The following is a 17,919-nucleotide window of genomic DNA, read 5'->3' as shown; positions in this document are numbered from 1 at the left end:
TATCGCGTTCTTCCTCACGCCGCCTGCGCGGCGTGAGGGGGAATTAACTGACCGCATTCTCTCCTGCCCAGATCGTCGCCTTTCGCATCGCCTCCACCACCTCCTCATCAGACAGACCCAGCGCCTGACGAACCCGGGTTGCCTCGTCCCAGCGCTGCTGTTCATAATAACGACAGAGGTTGATCATGTCGGCTAACTGCCCCTCCTGATGGCATAGCGCGTTGCTCACGCTCTGCGGTACCGCAATTTGCTTCATCAACTCGGCCATCGGCAGCTCAAGAAGGGTATCGAGCAAAGAAAACAGGCCGCACATGAACGCATTTTCAGCCAGAATCGGGTCTTTCATCGTCTCTGCAATCAGTTCGCAGAACTTGCCGCGCATCATGCTTAGCGGGTAAAGCTCGCTGACGGTGTCATTACCCGCACTGGCGAGGACCACGACGGCAACAAACCGTCGGAGCTGATTTTCGCCAAGATACCTGAGCACCTCGCTCAGGGTTAACTTGCTGAAATTACAGGCGCCGACATGTTTAAACGCCGTATGCTTCATATAGCGCATGATTTTATAAGAGAGCGTCAGATCCGTTTTTATCAACGACTCGATGATTCGAAAATCAGGTTTATTGCGTCCGACCTCCATTTGCAACCGGAAAATCGCCAGCTGATTTTGCGACAGCCGTTTATATTTAATGACCTCCGGACGGCAGAAAAAATAGCCCTGAAACAGCGAGAACCCCTCGTCCCTGTATTGGTTGAATTCCTCTTTAGTCTCAACTTTTTCAGCGAGATATTTAATATGACCGGTCAGATGTTTACGTGCTTTCAGATACGCTTTAATTTGCGCTAAAGTATAATTTCTGACGTCGAATTTCAGGATCGAAATATAGGGTAAAAAAGCATCCCATTCTGGCGCAAGGGTGAAATCATCAAGCGCAAACTGGTAGCCATGCGCATTCATCTCCCTGACGGCCTGCAGCAGTTCGGCCCCCGGCACAGCATCTTCAAGGATCTCAATCACCACGCTCTCTTTATCAAGCGCTTCGCCACTGCGGTCAATGACCATCCTTGAAGGGAAATTAATAAACGACGTATGTGCCCCGGCGATGCGCTGGGACGGCACACATAAAAACTGATCGGATATCATTCTGGACGTAGCATATTCCGCCGACACATCCGGAAAACGATTTGTCATCCCGTCTCTGAAAAGCAGCTCATAGGCCACGGTATTCATCTCTGGGTTAAAAATGGGTTGTCGCGCGATAAATCCGTACATATCCCATCCTCCTCTACCACTTAATATTTATTAGCATCCTCTTTCTACACGATGATAACGAGCATTATCGAGCGCTATTTTGATTGAATGCACAAAATAAAAGCATCCACACTAATTAACGGGATTTAATATTCTGGAATTTAAATTAAATATATCCGGCGCTCTACAGAAAGAGAACGAAATATCCGATAAGTACTGTGTGCCTGCCCGACATGCACGACATTACGGGAGATGAGAATGAAAGACGCCATGGTCCGAAAACAAAAAATAAGAGTCAAGACGTTGATGCTATTGTCCATTTTCCTCACCGTGACGGTGGGCTTTACGGCAACGATCGGGTTTATGATGTGGCAGTGGATGGCGCAGCAAGAGGTGCTGGCCAAAAAACATATCCGCCAGATAGCCGAGGTACAGGCTTTACAGGTCAGCAAACAGCTGGATTCCGCCCTGACTGCCGCCCGGGATATGGGCAACAGCGCCCTGGCGCTGCGCGAGGCGGGCGTATCCGATCGCCAGAGCCTGAACCAACTGCTCATCCACTACCTCTCGGCTCACCCGTCGTTTCTCTCCATGTCGATGGCCTTTGAGCCCAACGCGTTTGACGATAAAGATGCCGCCTTTGCCGGTCAGAGCGGTGAAGATCCTGCCGGCCGCTACGCCCGCTACGTCGATCGCGATGCCACCGGCAAACCGGCGTTGCACCTGCTGACGGACATCGAAACACCCGGCAGCGGTGATTATTATCTGCTGCCGAAACAGCGGCATAAAGATGTGATCATCGAACCCTATATTTACCCCTACAACGGCGTGGACGTGATGCTCACCTCGATTGCCGCCCCCATCATGCGTGACGGTCAGTTTCTGGGCTCGGTTACCTCTGACTTCTCGCTCGCCACGCTGCAGTCCACGATCGGCGCAATTAAACCGTGGAACGGCACAGGCTACGCCCTCCTCCTGTCTGCGGGCAATAACGTGGTGTCCAGCCCGGACAAACGGGCTGCAGGCAAGCCTTACGCGGGTCAGATTGCCGGTCATGATGTCACCCGGGTAAACGATCCGCTGCTGAAGGAAGAGGTGTTTATCACCTGGCAGGACATCGCCGTCGGCAACAGCCAGACGCCGTGGAAACTGGCTATTATCACCCCGGTCAGCGAAGTGATGGCCGAAGCGCGCACATTTTTACTGAAAGCCATCGTCCTGATGGTGTTAAGCATCGTTGCGGTCAGCCTGGTGATGGCCCAGATCTTTACCCGCAAGGTTGACCGTCCGGTGGGGGGAGAACCTTCCGAGGCCGCCGGTATTGCCCTTGCCGTCGCCCGGGGAGATCTGAACAACACTATCCCGGTGCGTTCCGGGGATACCCACAGCATTTTTTATGCCCTGCACACCATGCAGACGCAGCTCAAGCGCATCGTCGGCAACATCAGCGAAGCCAGCCATTCGGTGCACGGCGGGACCAGCGAAATTTCGGCGGGCAACCTTGACCTCGCCTCGCGTACCGAAGAACAGGCGGCGGCGATTGTTGAAACGGCTGCCAGCATGGAAGAGATTTCGGTCACGGTGAAGAATAACGCCGACAACGCCCACAAGGCCACCACGCTGACCGATCGCGCCGCGAGTCTCGCCGGGCATGGCGAAACGCTGGTAAACGACGTGGTAATGGTGATCGGGGAGATTGACGAGAGCGCACGTAAGATCGGTGAGATTAACAGCATCGTCGACGGCATCGCCTTCCAGACCAATATTCTGGCGCTGAATGCGGCCGTTGAAGCGGCGCGCGCAGGCGAACAGGGACGCGGTTTCGCAGTTGTCGCAGGTGAAGTGCGCAATCTTGCCCAGAGAAGCGCTAACGCGGCTAAAGAAATTTCCCAGCTGATTGCCGAGTCCTCAGGCCGCGTCAGCAAAGGCGTTGAGCTGGTCAATGAGACCGGCGTAATGATGAAACAGGTGATTGAGGCGGTGTCGCACGTGCATCTGGTCATCAACGACATTGTTCAGGCGCTGGACGAACAGAATCGGGGGATTAGCCAGGTCAGTACCGCCGTTAACCAGATGGACAGCACCACCCAGCAGAACGCTTCACTGGTTCAGCAGATCTCAGCGGCGGCGCTCTCGCTGGACGAGCAGGCTAAATCGCTGGAGAAGACGCTGGCGTTCTTTCATTCTTAAATAAAAAGGCACCCGTCCAGCGGGTGCCTTTTCACGCGATTCGCGTTACAGCCCTTTCAGCAGCTTGTCGACAAACTCCGGAACAACCGTGCTTGCCAGGCCGTAGTGTTTCTCTTCAAACTCGCTGCCCACCTGGCTTGGCTCAAGATTGAGTTCTACCGTATGCGCGCCGTGCAGTCGCGCTTCGTGGACAAACCCCGCCGCCGGATAAACATGGCCGGATGTGCCGATGGCGATAAACACGTCGGCCATCGCCAGCGCGCTGTAGATCTCATCCATTCCCAGCGGCATTTCGCCGAACCAGACCACGTGCGGACGCAGGCGCGACGGGAACTGGCAGCAGTGGCACTTATCCTCCGGCAGCACGTCCTCTTTCCAGTCCAGCACCTGACCGCTCCAGGCGCAGCGAACCTTGAGCAGCTCGCCGTGCATATGGATGATGTTCTTGTTACCGGCCCGCTCGTGCAGGTTGTCGATATTCTGCGTTACCAGCAGAAAACGATCGCCCAGCGCCTCTTCCAGCTTCGCCAGCGCCAGATGCGCGGCATTCGGCGCGACGTCAGGCTGCTGAAGCTGACGACGGCGGGCGTTGTAAAACGCCTGCACGAGATCCGGGTCGCGGGCAAAGCCTTCCGGCGTGGCGACATCCTCCACGCGGTGCTCTTCCCACAACCCGTCCGCCGCGCGGAAGGTTCGAATTCCTGACTCGGCGGAGATCCCCGCCCCGGTCAGCACCACCACTCTGGGTTTATCCATCGCTTCTGGCATCATTCTGTCTCTGAAAAAGATCCGCTGGCGCAGACGCTCACGCAAGCGGCGTTTGTTTTTGCGAAAACGGCTGAGTCGACCCTGGCGACGCGACAGCATAGTAACCTCGTAAACTAATCGGTGAGATGAAGGAATGCGGCTCCGCGCATGCCTCCTGCGTCCCCGTGTCGCGCGCGTTCAATACGCGGCACGCGGGCAACCGGCAATAAGTGTCGGGGCAAACGCCCGGACAACCGTTCCGTAATCGCGGTAAAGTTTGAGAGCCCTCCCCCGATCACCAGCAGATCCGGGTCGACGATAGTGAGAATATTGCCCAGACATACCGCCAGCAGATCCAGATAGCGCTCGACGTGCTCACGCGCCTGCGCATCCCCTTGCTCCCACAGGGTAATGATTTGAGGGGCCTCAAGTTTCTGATGATAGAAGTGTTCGTAAAGCCATGCAAACCCGCGGCCGGAAAGGTAGTTCTCAATACAGCCGTGCTGGCCACAGCCGCAGCGGGTTAGCGGAAAATCACTTCCCACCACCTCGAGGGCATCCACCGGCAGGCGAATATGACCAAACTCGCCGGTGATGTAGCTGCGGCCGGTGATGGGCTTACCGTTGATGACGATTCCGCCCCCGACGCCGGTACCGAGGATCAGCCCCATCACCAGCGGGTAGCGACGGAATTCATCATCCCAGGCTTCAGAGAGCGCGAAGCAGTTGGCATCGTTATCTAAACGCACGTCGCGTTCAAGGAGAGCAGAGAGATCGGCGCGCAGCGGTTTACCGCTGGCGGCAGGCACGTTGGCCGCGTAAAGCGTACCGTCGTCGGTTTCCGGCATGCCCGGAATACCAATGCCGACGCTGCCTTTCACGCCAAAGCGTTCATCGGCCTGCGCCACCAGCGCGGCAATGGCGGTTAAAAATTCGTCGTAGCTGTCGCGCGGCGTGGGAACGCGGGTTTCCCACTGCAGTTTGAGGTCTTTATCAAACACGCCGAGCGCAATCTTGGTGCCGCCAATATCAAATCCATAATACATAACGCATTCCTCTTTCGATCTGGCGACCCGAAAGCCGCTAGATCATGACGTAATTACTGGCCACTTAATACCCTCGCCGGATCAATTCGGCTTGCGCGACGCGCCGGATACCAGCTTGCCAGCAGACTCAGTAAAAGTGCTGTAAGCAGCACATAAAAAACATCCAGCCAGTGCAGTTCAGACGGCAGGAAGTCAATAAAATAGATATCACCCGACAGGAACTGGTGACCAATAAGCTTTTCAATCCCGTTGATAATCGGCGTCAGCTGCAGGGAAACCACCACGCCAATCACCACGCCGCACAGGCTGCCGAACAGACCCGCCAGCAAACCGTACCAGACGAAGATGGCGCGAATAAGACCGTCTTTTGCGCCGAGGGTACGCAGCACGGCGATGTCGCCGCTCTTGTCCTTGACCGCCATGACCAGCGTCGAGACGATATTAAAGCACGCGACGCCAATCACCAGCACCATCGCCAGATACATAATGGCGCGGATCATCTGGATATCACGGTACATATACCCGTAAGTGCCGATCCAGCTTTTGATGTAGACATAGTTATTGGTCACGCTGCCCGCGTCGCGCACCAGTTTGTTGGCGTTAAAGACGTCGTTCACCTTAATCGCAATGCCCGTCACGCTGTCGCCCATGTCGAGATACTGGCGCGCATCCTCCATCGGCACCATCGCAAAGCTGTGGTCAAGCTGGCCGCTCAGCTGAAGAATACCGGTAACGTGCAGGCGCACGCGTTTTGGCTGCTGCAGTTTGTGATCGGCGCTGGCGTTGGGGATCATGATTGACACCCAGTCGCCCTGCTTCACCTTCAGGGCATCAGCAACGCCTTTACCCATGATGATCTGCTGCTCGCCCGCCCTGAAGTTGGCCCACGCGCCGTTTTGCACATAGTTCGGCAGCGCGCTGAGACGCGCTTCCTGCGCCGGATTCACCCCTTTCACCTGAATGGCGCGCAGGTTTACCCCGCTCTCCACCAGCCCGGTAAAGTTAATGTAGGGCGCGGCCGCGGCGATGCCCGGCACTTTTTCAACTTTGGTGAGCGCATCGCTCCAGTTCGTCCACGGCTGGTTAACCGGTTCGATCTCCCCGTGCGGCACCACCGCCAGAATGCGGTTATTCAGCTCGCGCTCGAAACCGTTCATGGCGCTCAGGCCGACAATCAGCACCGCCACACCCAGCGCAATACCGATGGTCGAGATGACGGAGATCAGCGACACCATGCCGCCGCGGCGGCGGCCGCGGCTAAAACGTAAACCGATGAGTAACGATAACGGTGACGCCATTACTCTGCTCCCATCAGGGTCAGTTCCGCGTTCAGATGACCGTCGCGCATCTCAAGCTGGCGCCCCATGCGTTTTGCCAGCTGCAGATCGTGGGTCACCACCAGAAACGCGGTACCCTGTGAGGCGTTCAGCTCGCCCAGAAGCTGGAAAATACTGTCCGCATTGCGGGCGTCCAGGTTACCGGTGGGCTCATCCGCCAGCACCAGACGCGGGTTGTTGACCAGCGCACGGGCAATCGCCACGCGCTGGCGTTCGCCGCCGGACAGCTCCGACGGACGGTGGTTACCGCGATGGCCCAGCCCTACCGCTTTCAGCATGTCGCTGGCGCGGGCGTTAATTTCTGCGGGTTTCTTTTTGCCAATCAGCAGCGGCATCGCCACGTTTTCCAGCGCCGTGAAATCCGGCAGCAGGTGGTGGAACTGGTAGATAAAGCCCAGCTCGCGGTTGCGCAGCTCGGCCTTCGCCGCCGAGGACATTTTGCTCATCGGCTGGCCGGAGAAAATCACGTCGCCGTTGGTTGGCGTATCCAGCCCGCCCAGCAGATGTAATAAGGTACTTTTACCGGAGCCGGAGCTGCCGACAATCGCCATCATCTCGCCTTCGCCCACGCTAAAGCTCACATTGTGCAGCACGTCGGTTTGCACAGTGCCTTCCTGATAGCGTTTGGACAGGTTGTCGCATTGCAACAGGATCTTATTCATAACGTAAAGCCTCAGCGGGTTGAGTGGCGGCGGCGCGCCAGGAAGGATAAAGCGTTGAAAGCAGCGCAATGGCCATCGCGGCCAGCGCAATACCGACCACCTGCAGCGGCTCGATAGCCACCGGCAGCGCCGCGCCGTCGAGCAGCGCGCCGATAATCGGCATTAAGTTGTTGAGCTGGCTGGCAAGCAGTGCCCCCAGCACGGCACCGAGCAGCGCACCGATGATACCGGCGCTGGCGCCCTGCACCATAAACACGGCCATGATCTGGCGCGGCGTCAGCCCCTGGGTTTGCAGGATAGCGACCTCGCCCTGCTTCTCCATCACCATCAGCCCCAGCGAGGTGATGATGTTAAATGCCGCCACGGCGACGATCAGGCTCAGCAGCAGCCCCATCATGTTTTTCTCCATCCGCACGGCCTGGAACAGCTCGCCTTTGCGCTCGCGCCAGTCCTGCCATTTGGTGCCGTCCGGCAGTTTTTGCTGGCTGAGGGTATCCACCTTCAGCGGCGCGTCAAGCCACAGGCGCCAGCCGGTGATATTTCCGGCCGGGTAGCGCATCAGGCGTGACGCGTCCTGGATGTTAACCAGCATCTGGTAGCCATCGACTTCACTGTTGGCGGCAAAGGTACCAATTACGTTGAACAGGCGCTGGCTTGGCAGGCGCCCCATCGGCGTAAACTGGCTGGCTGAAGGCACCATCACGCGCAGCTGGTCGCCACGGTTGACGCCAAGCTGGCCGGCAAGCTGCTCACCCAGAATCACGTTGTATTTCCCGGCTTCCAGGTCGGTCTGCTTCACGTTAACGAGATACGGCGTCAGCGGATCTTTTTGCGCCGGGTCGATACCCAGCATCACGCCGACCGCCACGCTGCGGGCGCTTTGCAGCACCACGTCACCTGTGGTCAACGGCGCAACGCGCGTGACGCCCTGTAACTTCGCCGCGCTTTCCGGCAGCTGCTGTGGGTTAACCGAACCGTTAGTCGATGAGAGAACGGCCTGCGGCATCAGCCCCAGGATATTGTTTTGCAGCTCGCGCTCAAAGCCATTCATGACGGAAAGCACCGTCACCAGAGCCATCACGCCAAGCGTAATGCCAATAGTCGAAAGCCAGGAGACAAAGCGACCGAAGCGGTCCGCGGCGCGCCCACGCATGTAGCGTAAGCCTATGAAGAGTGCGACAGGTTGATACATGAAGTCCGTCTGTTTGCTGATAGCAGACCCACGAGTATATAAGCGAATCCGTTAAGCGTAAATGACTGAAACCGTAAGCTTTGGTAATCATTTTTCCGAAAAATTCAGATAAATCAGGGTACTAATGTCTGAAACCGCCCCTCGCAACCTCCACCTTTTCCGAAAAACCTCCTGATACAGACTGTTACCCATTACAGCCCGGTTTCGTTTAACAACAATTGTCCGTTCGTCTATGGCAATAAGGTAGTTGCGAACAATGAAGCAAAAAGCATTATGGATTAACCAGATAAAAGGGCTGTGTATCTGCCTGGTGGTTATCTATCATTCGGTTATCACGTTTTATCCGCACCTGATCGGGCTGCAACACCCGCTCTCCGGCCTTCTCGCCAAATGCTGGGTCTATTTTAATCTCTACCTCGCCCCCTTCCGTATGCCGGTCTTTTTCTTTATCTCCGGCTATCTGATCCGTCGTTATATTGACGAGGTGGACTGGCGAACCAGTCTCGACAAGCGAATCTGGAGCATTGTCTGGGTCCTGGCGCTGTGGGGGATTCTGCAATGGCAAGCGCTGACCCACCTGAATGCCTGGCTGGCCCCCGATCGTGAGCTTGCCACCTCGTCGAACGCGGCCTATGCCGATTCCCTCCCGGGATTTGTGCGAGGCATGCTCACCGCCAGCACCAGCCTGTGGTATCTGTATGCCCTGGTTGTGTACTTCACGCTGTGTAAACTGCTGAGCCGCTGGAAGCTGCCGATGCTGGGGCTGCTGGCGCTGGCAAGCATCGCGATCAACTTCCTGCCGCTGCCGTGGTGGGGAATGAACAGCGTGGTACGCAACATGATCTACTACAGCCTCGGGGCGTGGTATGGCGCAGCGCTGATGACGTGGATGAAAAACCTCAGCCTGCGCCGCAGCTGGCTGACAACCGGCGCTTTCGCCGCCGTCTCCGTGGTGCTGTGGTTTGCTAACGTTCCGCTGCTGCTCTCATTGCTGTCGATTGTGCTGATCATGAAGCTGTTCTACAGCTTTGAGCAGCGCTATGCCGTTCACCCTGACAACCTGCTGAACGTGATTGGCTCCAATACCATTGCGATTTATACCACTCACCGCATCCTCATTGAGGCCTTCAGCCTGTTCCTGATCGGCGAGATGAATGCCGCTTACTGGCCGGTCTGGGCCGAGCTATCCCTAATTCTTGTCTATCCGTTTGCCAGCCTGCTGATTTGTACCCTTGCCGGACTCGGGGTGCGTAAGATTTCCACCGCGCTGTTTGGGGACATTTTCTTCTCTCCGCCTTCACCGCTCACGCTGTCACCCACCACCCGTTAATGCCCTCACCGCCCCCTTCCGGGGGCGTATAATCCCGCCGTGCGGTTACGATTTGCTTATGTAAAACGATCGAGGATAATAAAGACATTGCGTATCAGTGATATGCCCCAATACTGTTGGTATATCCATAAGAGACTCTGACATAGCCATGCCTGAACACTATCGTTATTCCTTGCCTGTCAAAGCGGGCGACCAGCGCCAGCTGGGTGAACTCACGGGCGCAGCGTGCGCCACGCTGGTAGCGGAAATCGCCGAGCGTCATCCTGGCCCGGTGATCCTGGTTGCCCCGGATATGCAAAACGCCCTGCGCCTGCACGATGAAATTCGCCAGTTCACCGATAATCTGGTGTTCAGCCTGGCCGACTGGGAAACGCTGCCCTATGACAGCTTCTCTCCGCACCAGGAGATCATCTCCTCGCGCCTGTCGACGCTGTATCAACTCCCGACCATGCAGCGCGGCGTGCTGATTGTGCCGGTGAATACCCTGATGCAGCGCGTCTGTCCGCACAGCTACCTGCACGGCCACGCGCTGGTGATGAAAAAAGGCCAGCGTCTGTCCCGTGATGCCCTGCGCGCGCAGCTTGACGGTGCCGGCTATCGCCACGTCGACCAGGTGATGGAGCACGGGGAATACGCGACCCGCGGCGCGCTGCTCGACCTTTACCCGATGGGCAGCGACCAGCCGTATCGTCTGGACTTTTTCGATGATGAAATCGACAGCCTGCGCGTCTTCGACGCCGACACGCAGCGCACGCTGGAGGAAGTGGAGTCCATCAATTTACTGCCCGCACATGAGTTCCCGACGGACAAAACCGCTATCGAACTGTTCCGCAGCCAGTGGCGCGATAGGTTCGAGGTGAAGCGCGACGCGGAACATATTTATCAGCAGGTCAGCAAAGGCACGCTGCCTGCCGGGATCGAATACTGGCAGCCGCTGTTCTTCAGCGAGCCGCTCCCTGCCCTGTTCAGCTACTTCCCGGCGAATACCCTGATTGTTAACACCGGGGATATCGACGCCAGCGCCAGCCGCTTTGAAAGCGAAACCCGCGCTCGCTTCGAAAACCGGGGCGTTGACCCGATGCGTCCGCTGCTGCCGCCGGAAGCGCTGTGGCTGCGTACCGACGAGCTCAACGCCGAGCTGAAGCGCTGGCCGCGCATGCAGCTGAAAACCGATTCGCTTGCCGATAAGGCCGCCAACACCAACCTCGCCTTCCGGACGCTGCCGGACCTGGCCGTCCAGGCGCAGCAGAAATCCCCGCTGGATAATCTGCGCAAGTTCCTGGAGTCGTTTACCGGCCCGGTGGTGTTCTCCGTTGAGAGTGAAGGCCGCCGTGAAGCGTTAGGTGAGCTGCTGGGACGCATTAAGGTGGCGCCGAAGCGCATCCTGCGCCTGAGCGAAGCGACCGGAAACGGTCGTTACCTGATGATTGGCGCCGCCGAGCATGGGTTCATCGACACGCTCAACAACCTGGCGCTGATTTGCGAAAGCGACCTGCTGGGTGAGCGCGTCGCGCGCCGTCGGCAGGACAGCCGTCGAACCATCAACCCGGACACGCTGATCCGTAACCTGGCCGAGCTGCATCCGGGCCAGCCGATTGTTCACCTGGAGCATGGCGTTGGACGCTATCAGGGGATGACCACGCTGGAGGCGGGCGGCATTAAAGGTGAATACCTGATGCTGACCTACGCTAACGACGCCAAACTGTATGTTCCGGTGTCGTCCCTGCATCTGATCAGCCGCTACGCGGGCGGGGCCGAAGAGAACGCGCCGCTGCACAAGCTGGGCGGCGATGCCTGGGCGCGCGCGCGCCAGAAGGCCGCGGAAAAAGTGCGCGACGTGGCCGCCGAGCTGCTGGATATCTACGCCCAGCGCGCGGCCAAAGAGGGCTTCGCCTTTAAGCATGATAAGGAACAGTATCAGCTGTTCTGCGACAGCTTCCCGTTTGAAACCACGCCGGATCAGGCTCAGGCCATCAACGCCGTGCTGAGCGACATGTGCCAGCCGCTGGCAATGGACCGTTTAGTGTGCGGCGACGTCGGCTTCGGTAAAACCGAAGTGGCGATGCGCGCCGCTTTCCTTGCGGTGGAAAACAACAAGCAGGTGGCGGTGCTGGTGCCGACCACCCTGCTCGCTCAGCAGCACTTCGACAACTTCCGCGACCGCTTCGCCAACTGGCCGGTACGCATCGAGATGCTGTCGCGTTTTCGCAGCACCAAAGAGCAGACGCAGATCCTGGAGCAGGCCAGCGAAGGCAAGATCGATATTCTGATCGGCACCCATAAGCTGCTGCAAAGCGACGTGAAGTGGAAAGATTTGGGGCTGCTGATTGTCGACGAAGAGCACCGCTTCGGGGTGCGCCATAAAGAGCGCATCAAAGCGATGCGTGCCGACGTCGACATCCTGACCCTGACCGCAACGCCGATCCCGAGAACCCTGAACATGGCGATGAGCGGCATGCGCGATCTGTCGATTATTGCCACGCCGCCGGCGCGCCGTCTGGCGGTGAAAACCTTCGTCCGCGAGTACGATAATCTGGTGGTGCGTGAGGCCATTCTGCGTGAAGTGCTGCGCGGGGGTCAGGTCTATTACCTGTACAACGACGTGGAAAACATCCAGAAAGCGGCCGACAGGCTGGCGGAGCTGGTGCCGGAGGCGCGCATTGCTATCGGTCACGGGCAGATGCGCGAGCGCGAGCTGGAACGGGTGATGAACGACTTCCACCACCAGCGCTTTAACGTGCTGGTGTGCACCACCATCATCGAAACCGGGATCGACATTCCGACCGCGAACACCATCATCATTGAACGTGCGGATCACTTTGGCCTGGCGCAGCTTCACCAGCTGCGCGGCCGCGTCGGGCGTTCGCACCATCAGGCCTACGCCTGGCTGCTGACGCCGCATCCAAAAGCGATGACCACCGACGCGCAAAAGCGTCTGGAAGCCATCGCCTCTCTGGAAGACCTCGGTGCAGGCTTCGCACTGGCCACGCACGATCTCGAGATCCGCGGTGCCGGTGAACTGCTGGGTGAGGACCAGAGCGGCTCGATGGAGACCATCGGCTTCTCGCTCTATATGGAACTGCTGGAAAACGCGGTTGATGCCCTGAAGGCCGGGCGCGAGCCGTCGCTGGAAGATCTCACCAGCCAGCAGACCGAGGTCGAGTTGCGCATGCCTTCCCTGCTGCCGGACGATTTCATTCCGGACGTGAATACCCGACTGTCGTTCTACAAGCGCATCGCCAGTGCGAAGACGGAAAACGAGCTGGAAGAGATTAAGGTTGAGCTGATCGACCGCTTTGGTCTGCTGCCCGATGCGGCGCGAAATCTGCTGGATATCGCTCGCCTGCGCCAGCAGGCGCAGAAACTGGGCATTCGCAAGCTTGAAGGCAACGAAAAAGGCGGCGTGATTGAGTTCGCGGAGAAGAACCACGTCAACCCGATGTGGCTCATCGGTCTGCTGCAAAAACAGCCGCAGCATTTCCGTCTGGATGGCCCAACGCGTCTGAAATTCACCCAGGAACTGACGGAGCGCAAAACCCGCATGGACTGGGTGCGTAACTTTATGCGCCAGCTGGAAGAGAACGCGATCGCCTGACCTCCCTTTCCCCCCGTTAGCCCAGCGCTAACGGGGGACAATTTACAAACTCTTTGCACTTCACCCGATCTTCCCGACACACCCATTCGCCATAATTATCATTAACGCCTTATAAAACAATAACCTTATCATTTGCATGGATTATGGTGATGATGACCTTTTCGCGTTTTACTCGCTGGTTAACCCTGTTTGCGCTGGCAGCCACCGTCGCGGTGGCGCTTCCTGCTCGCGCAAATACCTGGCCCCTTCCTCCGCCCGGCAGCAAGGTGGTGGGTGAAAACCGCTTTCATGTGGTTGAAAATAATGGCGGTTCGCTGGAAGCCATTGCCAAAAAATATAACGTCGGTTTTCTGGCTCTGCTGCAGGCGAACCCTGGCGTCGATCCCTACGTCCCGCGTGCAGGCAGCGTGTTGACTATCCCGTTACAGACGATCCTGCCGGACGCCCCGCGCGAGGGGATTGTGATAAACCTGGCGGAGCTACGTCTGTACTATTACCCGCCGGGTAAGAATGAGGTGACCGTCTACCCGATTGGTATTGGTCAGCTGGGCGGCGACACCCTGACGCCGACGATGGTCACCACCGTCTCGGATAAACGCGCGAATCCAACCTGGACCCCGACGGCCAATATTCGTGCCCGTTATAAAGCTCAGGGCATCGATCTTCCGGCCGTGGTGCCGGCAGGCCCGGATAACCCGATGGGTCACCACGCGATCCGCCTGGCGGCCTACGGTGGCGTTTACCTGCTGCACGGAACGAACGCGGACTTTGGCATCGGCATGCGCGTCAGCTCCGGCTGTATTCGTCTGCGCGATGACGATATCAAAACGCTGTTTAACGTTGTTACGCCGGGTACCAAAGTGAATATCATCAATACGCCGATTAAGGTTTCTGAGGAGCCGGGCGGCGTGCGCCTGGTCGAAATTCACCAGCCGCTATCGAAAAACATTGACGATGACCCGCAGACGCTGCCCATTAACCTGAATGCCGCAATGGTGAGCTTCAAAACGAATGCGAATACCAACAGCGTGGTGATGGAGCGTGCAATGGAGGCCCGTTCAGGCATGCCGACCGATGTCACCCGGCATCACGATGTAATCCAGCAATCGATGTAAATCATAAATAAAAAAACGCCCTGCTCAGCAGGGCGTTTTTTATTGCAGTGGCATAAATGAGGGTTTATGCCCGGCTTATTTGTAGATGACGGCGGTGCCGTGCAGGGTGTTAGGACCGGTCACAGAGGTGATGCGGTAAGATTTAGCACCCATCTCTTCCGCTTTTTGTGCCAGCTGATCTTCCAGTGAACCCAGGTTAGTACCGGCAGACGCAGAGATCGTCCCGACTTTATGCTGATCGACCGGGGTGGACTGTACTTGTACAGCCGCAAAGCTTGCGAAAGAAAGTGAACTCAGAACAGCAGCAGCGATGAGGGTTTTTACGTTTTTCATGATGTTTACCTTTAGCAGATGAATTTGGAGGTCGTTATCTATTTAGTTAACGATCGATAGGTAAATCATAAATGTGATCCAGGTCACGCGTCAACATAATTTTATAACGACCATTAACTTAATTTTAAAGTCGTTATTTTTCATATAGATATGATTAATATATTTTTAAGCATTCAGCACTGGTGGTGGGTTGCGTTTATTTTTATAATGGTTATTCACCAAACCAACAGAGGACCAACGGCACATGACAACCGACGTCACGAGTTGTGCGAAGAAAAGCCGTGGCCGACCAAAAGTGTTTGACAGGGATGCAGCGCTTGATAAGGCCATGACTCTCTTCTGGCAACATGGGTATGAAGCAACCTCGCTTTCCGATCTGGTAGAAGCTACCGGAGCCAAAGCGCCGACGCTGTATGCCGAATTTACCAATAAAGAGGGGCTGTTCAGGGCGGTGCTGGACAGATACATTTCGCGTTTTGCAGCGAAACATGAAGCCCAGCTATTTTGTGAAGAGAAAAGCGTCGAACAGGCGCTTCGGGATTACTTCACCGCCGTCGCGACCTGCTTCACCAGTAAAGATACGCCTGCGGGCTGCTTTATGATTAACACTTCTGCCACCCTGGCGGCGTCCTCGAAAGAGATTGCCAATACGGTGAAATCGCGTCATGCGATGCAGGAGGAGACGCTGAGCGCCTTTCTGGCACAGCGCCAGCAGCGCGGTGAAATCCCTGCGCAGTGCAACCCCCAACTGCTGGCACAATACCTAAGCTGTATTTTGCAGGGGATGTCGATCAGCGCCCGTGAAGGGGCAACGCTGGAAAAACTGCAGAATATTAGCGAAACCACGCTGCGACTGTGGCCTGAGCTCCTCAAAATCTAAAGCAAAAAAAAGCTCCTCAGCCTGAGCGCATGAGGAGCTAAATTCAGAGAACATCTTTTTTACACTTTGTTATTCAGAACCAGCTGACCATTTCCATCCAGTGGAATTTGCGTGCCAGGGTCTTTGTCCATGCGGATTTTTCCCTGCTGATCGCCAATTTTGTACGTCACGTCATAGCCCAGCATTTTTTCCGACTTGTCATAGACGGTTTTGCAGCGTTGCTGAGTCGTGGTGTAGGTATCGTTATCCTGCATCGCGCCCTGCACCTGGTTACCGGCATAGCCGCCACCCAGCGCGCCGACCACAGTCGCCACATCTTTACCCCGGCCGCCGCCGAACTGGTGACCAATCACGCCACCCGCTACCGCGCCAAGAACAGAACCGGCGATACGGTTTTCATCCTGCACCGGACGACGATGCGTCACGGAGACGTTACGGCACTCCTGACGAGGCGTTTTTACCGTTTCTTTAATCGGTGTAGCAGAAACCACCTGCGCATACTGCGGGCCGCGATCTAATACGTTGAGACTGGCAACGGCAGCCACACCTAACGCAGCCGCGACGCCAATCCCTATACCCGCCAACATTGATTTATTCACGGGACTTCCTCCTTTGTTGCTATTGGTAACAATTTTGCAATGGAGGCACGGCTTCGCCAATCAGATAAAGGATCAAAAAAGGGACGTTCAGAGGAGATATATTGTATTTAGGAGAACTCTTAAGCACTCAATCTGTGATCTACAGCATGAAATGCTAAAAACTCCCTCCGGAGAGCCCGGAGGGAGTGAAAGATTAGTGCAGCTTCAGACGCGGACGGATCACGCGGTTGATTCTGCCCACCAGCATCATCAGCCCGGTTTTGAAGTAGCCGTGCAGCGCAATCTGGTGCATACGGTAGAGGGAGATATACACGAAGCGGGCAATGCGCCCTTCTACCATCATCGAGCCGCGCATCAGGTTACCCATCAGGCTGCCGACAGTAGAGAAGTTTGACAGAGACACCAGAGAACCATGGTCTTTGTAGACATAGGCCTTCATTGGCTTGCCTTTGTACTGCGCCAGAATGTTGTGCAGGACCAGGCTTGCCATCTGGTGTGCGGCTTGTGCGCGCGGCGGCACGAATCCACCCTCAGGACGGGCGCAGGAGGCGCAGTCACCGATAGCAAAGATTTCAGGGTCACGCGTGGTTTGCAGCGTTGGCTCCGTGACCAGCTGGTTAATGCGGTTGGTTTCCAGGCCGCCGATATCTTTCATAAAGTCAGGCGCTTTGATACCGGCCGCCCAGACCATCAGATCCGCTTTGATATACTCGCCGTCTTTGGTGTGCAGGCCGCCTTCGTCGGCGCTGGTCACCATGGTCTGCGTCAGCACCCGGACGCCCAGCTTGGTGAGTTCATTGTGCGCCGCACCGGAAATACGCGGAGGCAGCGCAGGCAGAATGCGTTCACCGGCTTCGACCAGCGTGACGTTCAGCGCTTCATTCGTTAACCCTTTGTAACCGTAGCTGTGCAGCTGTTTCACCGCATTGTGCAGCTCCGCAGACAGCTCAACGCCCGTCGCACCGCCGCCGACAATGGCGATATTTACCTTACCGTTCGCACCCATATTGCTGGTGTACTTCAGGAACAGGTTCAGCATTTCCTGATGGAAACGACGCGCCTGGTGCGGGTTATCGAGGAAGATACAGTGCTCTTTCACGCCCGGCGTGTTGAAGTCGTTGGAGGTACTGCCGAGCGCCATGACCAGCGTGTCATACGGCAGCTTGCGCTCAGGAACCAACAGCTCCCCTTTTTCATCACGCAGTTCTGCCAGAGTGATGGTTTTGCTTTCACGGTTGATGTCCACCACCGAGCCCAGCTGGAACTGGAAATGGTGGTTGCGCGCGTGCGCCAGATAGCTGAGCGCGTCCACGCCCTCGTCCAGAGAGCCGGTCGCCACTTCATGCAGCAGCGGTTTCCACAGGTGGCTGTGGTTACGATCCACCAGCGTGATTTTGGCTTTTTTACCGCGACCCAGCTTCTTACCCAACTGTGTCGCCAGCTCCAGCCCGCCAGCACCACCGCCTACAATCACTATCTTTTTCAATGGCGTAGTCAACGTGACCCCCTCAAATTATTAACCAATTGTTAATTAAAAGTTATAAAAATAACCCTTAATTAACAACAGGTTACAGCACTGAAACCATTCAGGTGCATTGAGAATACCACGTCAGGCGCATTGGTCATACCAAAATTGATATG

General features: G+C 56.6%; 14 protein-coding genes. 5 read left to right on the top strand and 9 right to left on the bottom strand.

What is annotated here, in order from left to right; translation table 11 throughout:
* Window positions 1–43 precede the first annotated feature (43 nt).
* Window positions 44–1,273 carry an EAL and HDOD domain-containing protein gene (locus LJA86_RS04275; RefSeq protein ID WP_045910215.1) on the bottom strand — a complete coding sequence of 410 codons (1,230 nt, stop codon included), beginning with the start codon at window positions 1,271–1,273 and terminating at the stop codon, window positions 44–46.
* A gap of 237 nt (window positions 1,274–1,510) precedes the next feature.
* Between LJA86_RS04275 and LJA86_RS04270 the strand changes: the two genes are divergently transcribed.
* Window positions 1,511–3,442 (top strand): methyl-accepting chemotaxis protein, encoded by a 1,932-nt coding sequence (locus LJA86_RS04270; RefSeq protein WP_229225683.1) that lies wholly within the window; start codon window positions 1,511–1,513, stop codon window positions 3,440–3,442.
* Window positions 3,443–3,487: 45 nt separating this feature from the next.
* Here the strand turns inward: LJA86_RS04270 and cobB are convergent, their stop codons facing one another.
* The 5 genes from cobB to lolC are packed head-to-tail and all read right to left on the bottom strand — an operon-like array spanning window position 3,488 to window position 8,426.
* Complete coding sequence (gene cobB, locus LJA86_RS04265; protein WP_021240739.1) at window positions 3,488–4,309, bottom strand: Sir2 family NAD+-dependent deacetylase; 822 nt, start codon at window positions 4,307–4,309, stop codon at window positions 3,488–3,490.
* Window positions 4,310–4,323: 14 nt separating this feature from the next.
* On the bottom strand, window positions 4,324–5,235 hold the full coding sequence (gene nagK, locus LJA86_RS04260; protein WP_229225682.1) for an N-acetylglucosamine kinase: 912 nt from the start codon (window positions 5,233–5,235) through the stop codon (window positions 4,324–4,326).
* Window positions 5,236–5,288: 53 nt separating this feature from the next.
* Window positions 5,289–6,533 (bottom strand): lipoprotein-releasing ABC transporter permease subunit LolE, encoded by a 1,245-nt coding sequence (gene lolE, locus LJA86_RS04255; RefSeq protein WP_045352893.1) that lies wholly within the window; start codon window positions 6,531–6,533, stop codon window positions 5,289–5,291.
* Entirely contained in the window at window positions 6,533–7,234 is a 702-nt protein-coding gene (gene lolD, locus LJA86_RS04250) for a lipoprotein-releasing ABC transporter ATP-binding protein LolD (protein WP_008500772.1), read from the bottom strand. Before lolD ends, lolE begins: the two co-directional genes overlap by 1 nt.
* On the bottom strand, window positions 7,227–8,426 hold the full coding sequence (gene lolC, locus LJA86_RS04245) for a lipoprotein-releasing ABC transporter permease subunit LolC (protein WP_045372942.1): 1,200 nt from the start codon (window positions 8,424–8,426) through the stop codon (window positions 7,227–7,229). The genes lolD and lolC overlap by 8 nt, the downstream gene beginning before the upstream one ends.
* A gap of 256 nt (window positions 8,427–8,682) precedes the next feature.
* Between lolC and LJA86_RS04240 the strand changes: the two genes are divergently transcribed.
* The 3 genes from LJA86_RS04240 (at window position 8,683) to ldtC (ending at window position 14,466) form a co-directional block, all read left to right on the top strand.
* Window positions 8,683–9,756: an acyltransferase family protein gene (locus LJA86_RS04240; RefSeq protein WP_048222560.1), complete on the top strand. Its 1,074-nt coding sequence runs from the start codon at window positions 8,683–8,685 to the stop codon at window positions 9,754–9,756.
* 148 nt (window positions 9,757–9,904) lie between these two features.
* Window positions 9,905–13,351: a transcription-repair coupling factor gene (gene mfd / locus LJA86_RS04235; protein WP_048027458.1), complete on the top strand. Its 3,447-nt coding sequence runs from the start codon at window positions 9,905–9,907 to the stop codon at window positions 13,349–13,351.
* Window positions 13,352–13,500: 149 nt separating this feature from the next.
* Window positions 13,501–14,466 (top strand): L,D-transpeptidase LdtC, encoded by a 966-nt coding sequence (gene ldtC / locus LJA86_RS04230; protein ID WP_063621382.1) that lies wholly within the window; start codon window positions 13,501–13,503, stop codon window positions 14,464–14,466.
* A gap of 75 nt (window positions 14,467–14,541) precedes the next feature.
* Here ldtC and bhsA read toward each other — a convergent pair whose 3' ends face one another.
* Window positions 14,542–14,799 carry a multiple stress resistance protein BhsA gene (gene bhsA, locus LJA86_RS04225; RefSeq protein ID WP_045910210.1) on the bottom strand — a complete coding sequence of 86 codons (258 nt, stop codon included), beginning with the start codon at window positions 14,797–14,799 and terminating at the stop codon, window positions 14,542–14,544.
* A gap of 244 nt (window positions 14,800–15,043) precedes the next feature.
* Between bhsA and comR the strand changes: the two genes are divergently transcribed.
* Window positions 15,044–15,679: a TetR family copper-responsive transcriptional repressor ComR gene (gene comR / locus LJA86_RS04220; RefSeq protein ID WP_028015740.1), complete on the top strand. Its 636-nt coding sequence runs from the start codon at window positions 15,044–15,046 to the stop codon at window positions 15,677–15,679.
* Window positions 15,680–15,738: 59 nt separating this feature from the next.
* On the opposite strand, the gene LJA86_RS04215 is transcribed toward comR, so the two are convergent.
* Both LJA86_RS04215 and LJA86_RS04210 read right to left on the bottom strand, forming a co-directional pair.
* Window positions 15,739–16,278 (bottom strand): glycine zipper 2TM domain-containing protein, encoded by a 540-nt coding sequence (locus LJA86_RS04215; RefSeq protein ID WP_008500779.1) that lies wholly within the window; start codon window positions 16,276–16,278, stop codon window positions 15,739–15,741.
* A 193-nt stretch (window positions 16,279–16,471) separates the two neighbouring features.
* The gene (locus LJA86_RS04210) at window positions 16,472–17,776 is read right to left on the bottom strand and encodes an NAD(P)/FAD-dependent oxidoreductase (RefSeq protein ID WP_008500780.1); all 1,305 of its coding nucleotides are present in this window, start codon (window positions 17,774–17,776) and stop codon (window positions 16,472–16,474) included.
* Window positions 17,777–17,919: the final 143 nt, after the last annotated feature.

Source organism: Enterobacter sp. TCD1-1, assembly GCF_020567405.1.
Classification (GTDB): domain Bacteria; phylum Pseudomonadota; class Gammaproteobacteria; order Enterobacterales; family Enterobacteriaceae; genus Enterobacter; species Enterobacter quasiroggenkampii.
The sequence above is the reverse complement of the archived record's forward strand: the minus strand, read 5'-3'. Positions and strand labels throughout refer to the sequence as shown.

What these genes read in the sequence shown, in the direction of transcription:
- LJA86_RS04275 (WP_045910215.1), bottom strand. Translation starts at nt 1,273, where the DNA reads ATGTACGGATTTATCGCGCGACAACCCATTTTTAACCCAGAGATGAAT.
- LJA86_RS04270 (WP_229225683.1), top strand. Translation starts at nt 1,511, where the DNA reads ATGAAAGACGCCATGGTCCGAAAACAAAAAATAAGAGTCAAGACGTTG.
- cobB (WP_021240739.1), bottom strand. Translation starts at nt 4,309, where the DNA reads ATGCTGTCGCGTCGCCAGGGTCGACTCAGCCGTTTTCGCAAAAACAAA.
- nagK (WP_229225682.1), bottom strand. Translation starts at nt 5,235, where the DNA reads ATGTATTATGGATTTGATATTGGCGGCACCAAGATTGCGCTCGGCGTG.
- lolE (WP_045352893.1), bottom strand. Translation starts at nt 6,533, where the DNA reads ATGGCGTCACCGTTATCGTTACTCATCGGTTTACGTTTTAGCCGCGGC.
- lolD (WP_008500772.1), bottom strand. Translation starts at nt 7,234, where the DNA reads ATGAATAAGATCCTGTTGCAATGCGACAACCTGTCCAAACGCTATCAG.
- lolC (WP_045372942.1), bottom strand. Translation starts at nt 8,426, where the DNA reads ATGTATCAACCTGTCGCACTCTTCATAGGCTTACGCTACATGCGTGGG.
- LJA86_RS04240 (WP_048222560.1), top strand. Translation starts at nt 8,683, where the DNA reads ATGAAGCAAAAAGCATTATGGATTAACCAGATAAAAGGGCTGTGTATC.
- mfd (WP_048027458.1), top strand. Translation starts at nt 9,905, where the DNA reads ATGCCTGAACACTATCGTTATTCCTTGCCTGTCAAAGCGGGCGACCAG.
- ldtC (WP_063621382.1), top strand. Translation starts at nt 13,501, where the DNA reads ATGATGACCTTTTCGCGTTTTACTCGCTGGTTAACCCTGTTTGCGCTG.
- bhsA (WP_045910210.1), bottom strand. Translation starts at nt 14,799, where the DNA reads ATGAAAAACGTAAAAACCCTCATCGCTGCTGCTGTTCTGAGTTCACTT.
- comR (WP_028015740.1), top strand. Translation starts at nt 15,044, where the DNA reads ATGACAACCGACGTCACGAGTTGTGCGAAGAAAAGCCGTGGCCGACCA.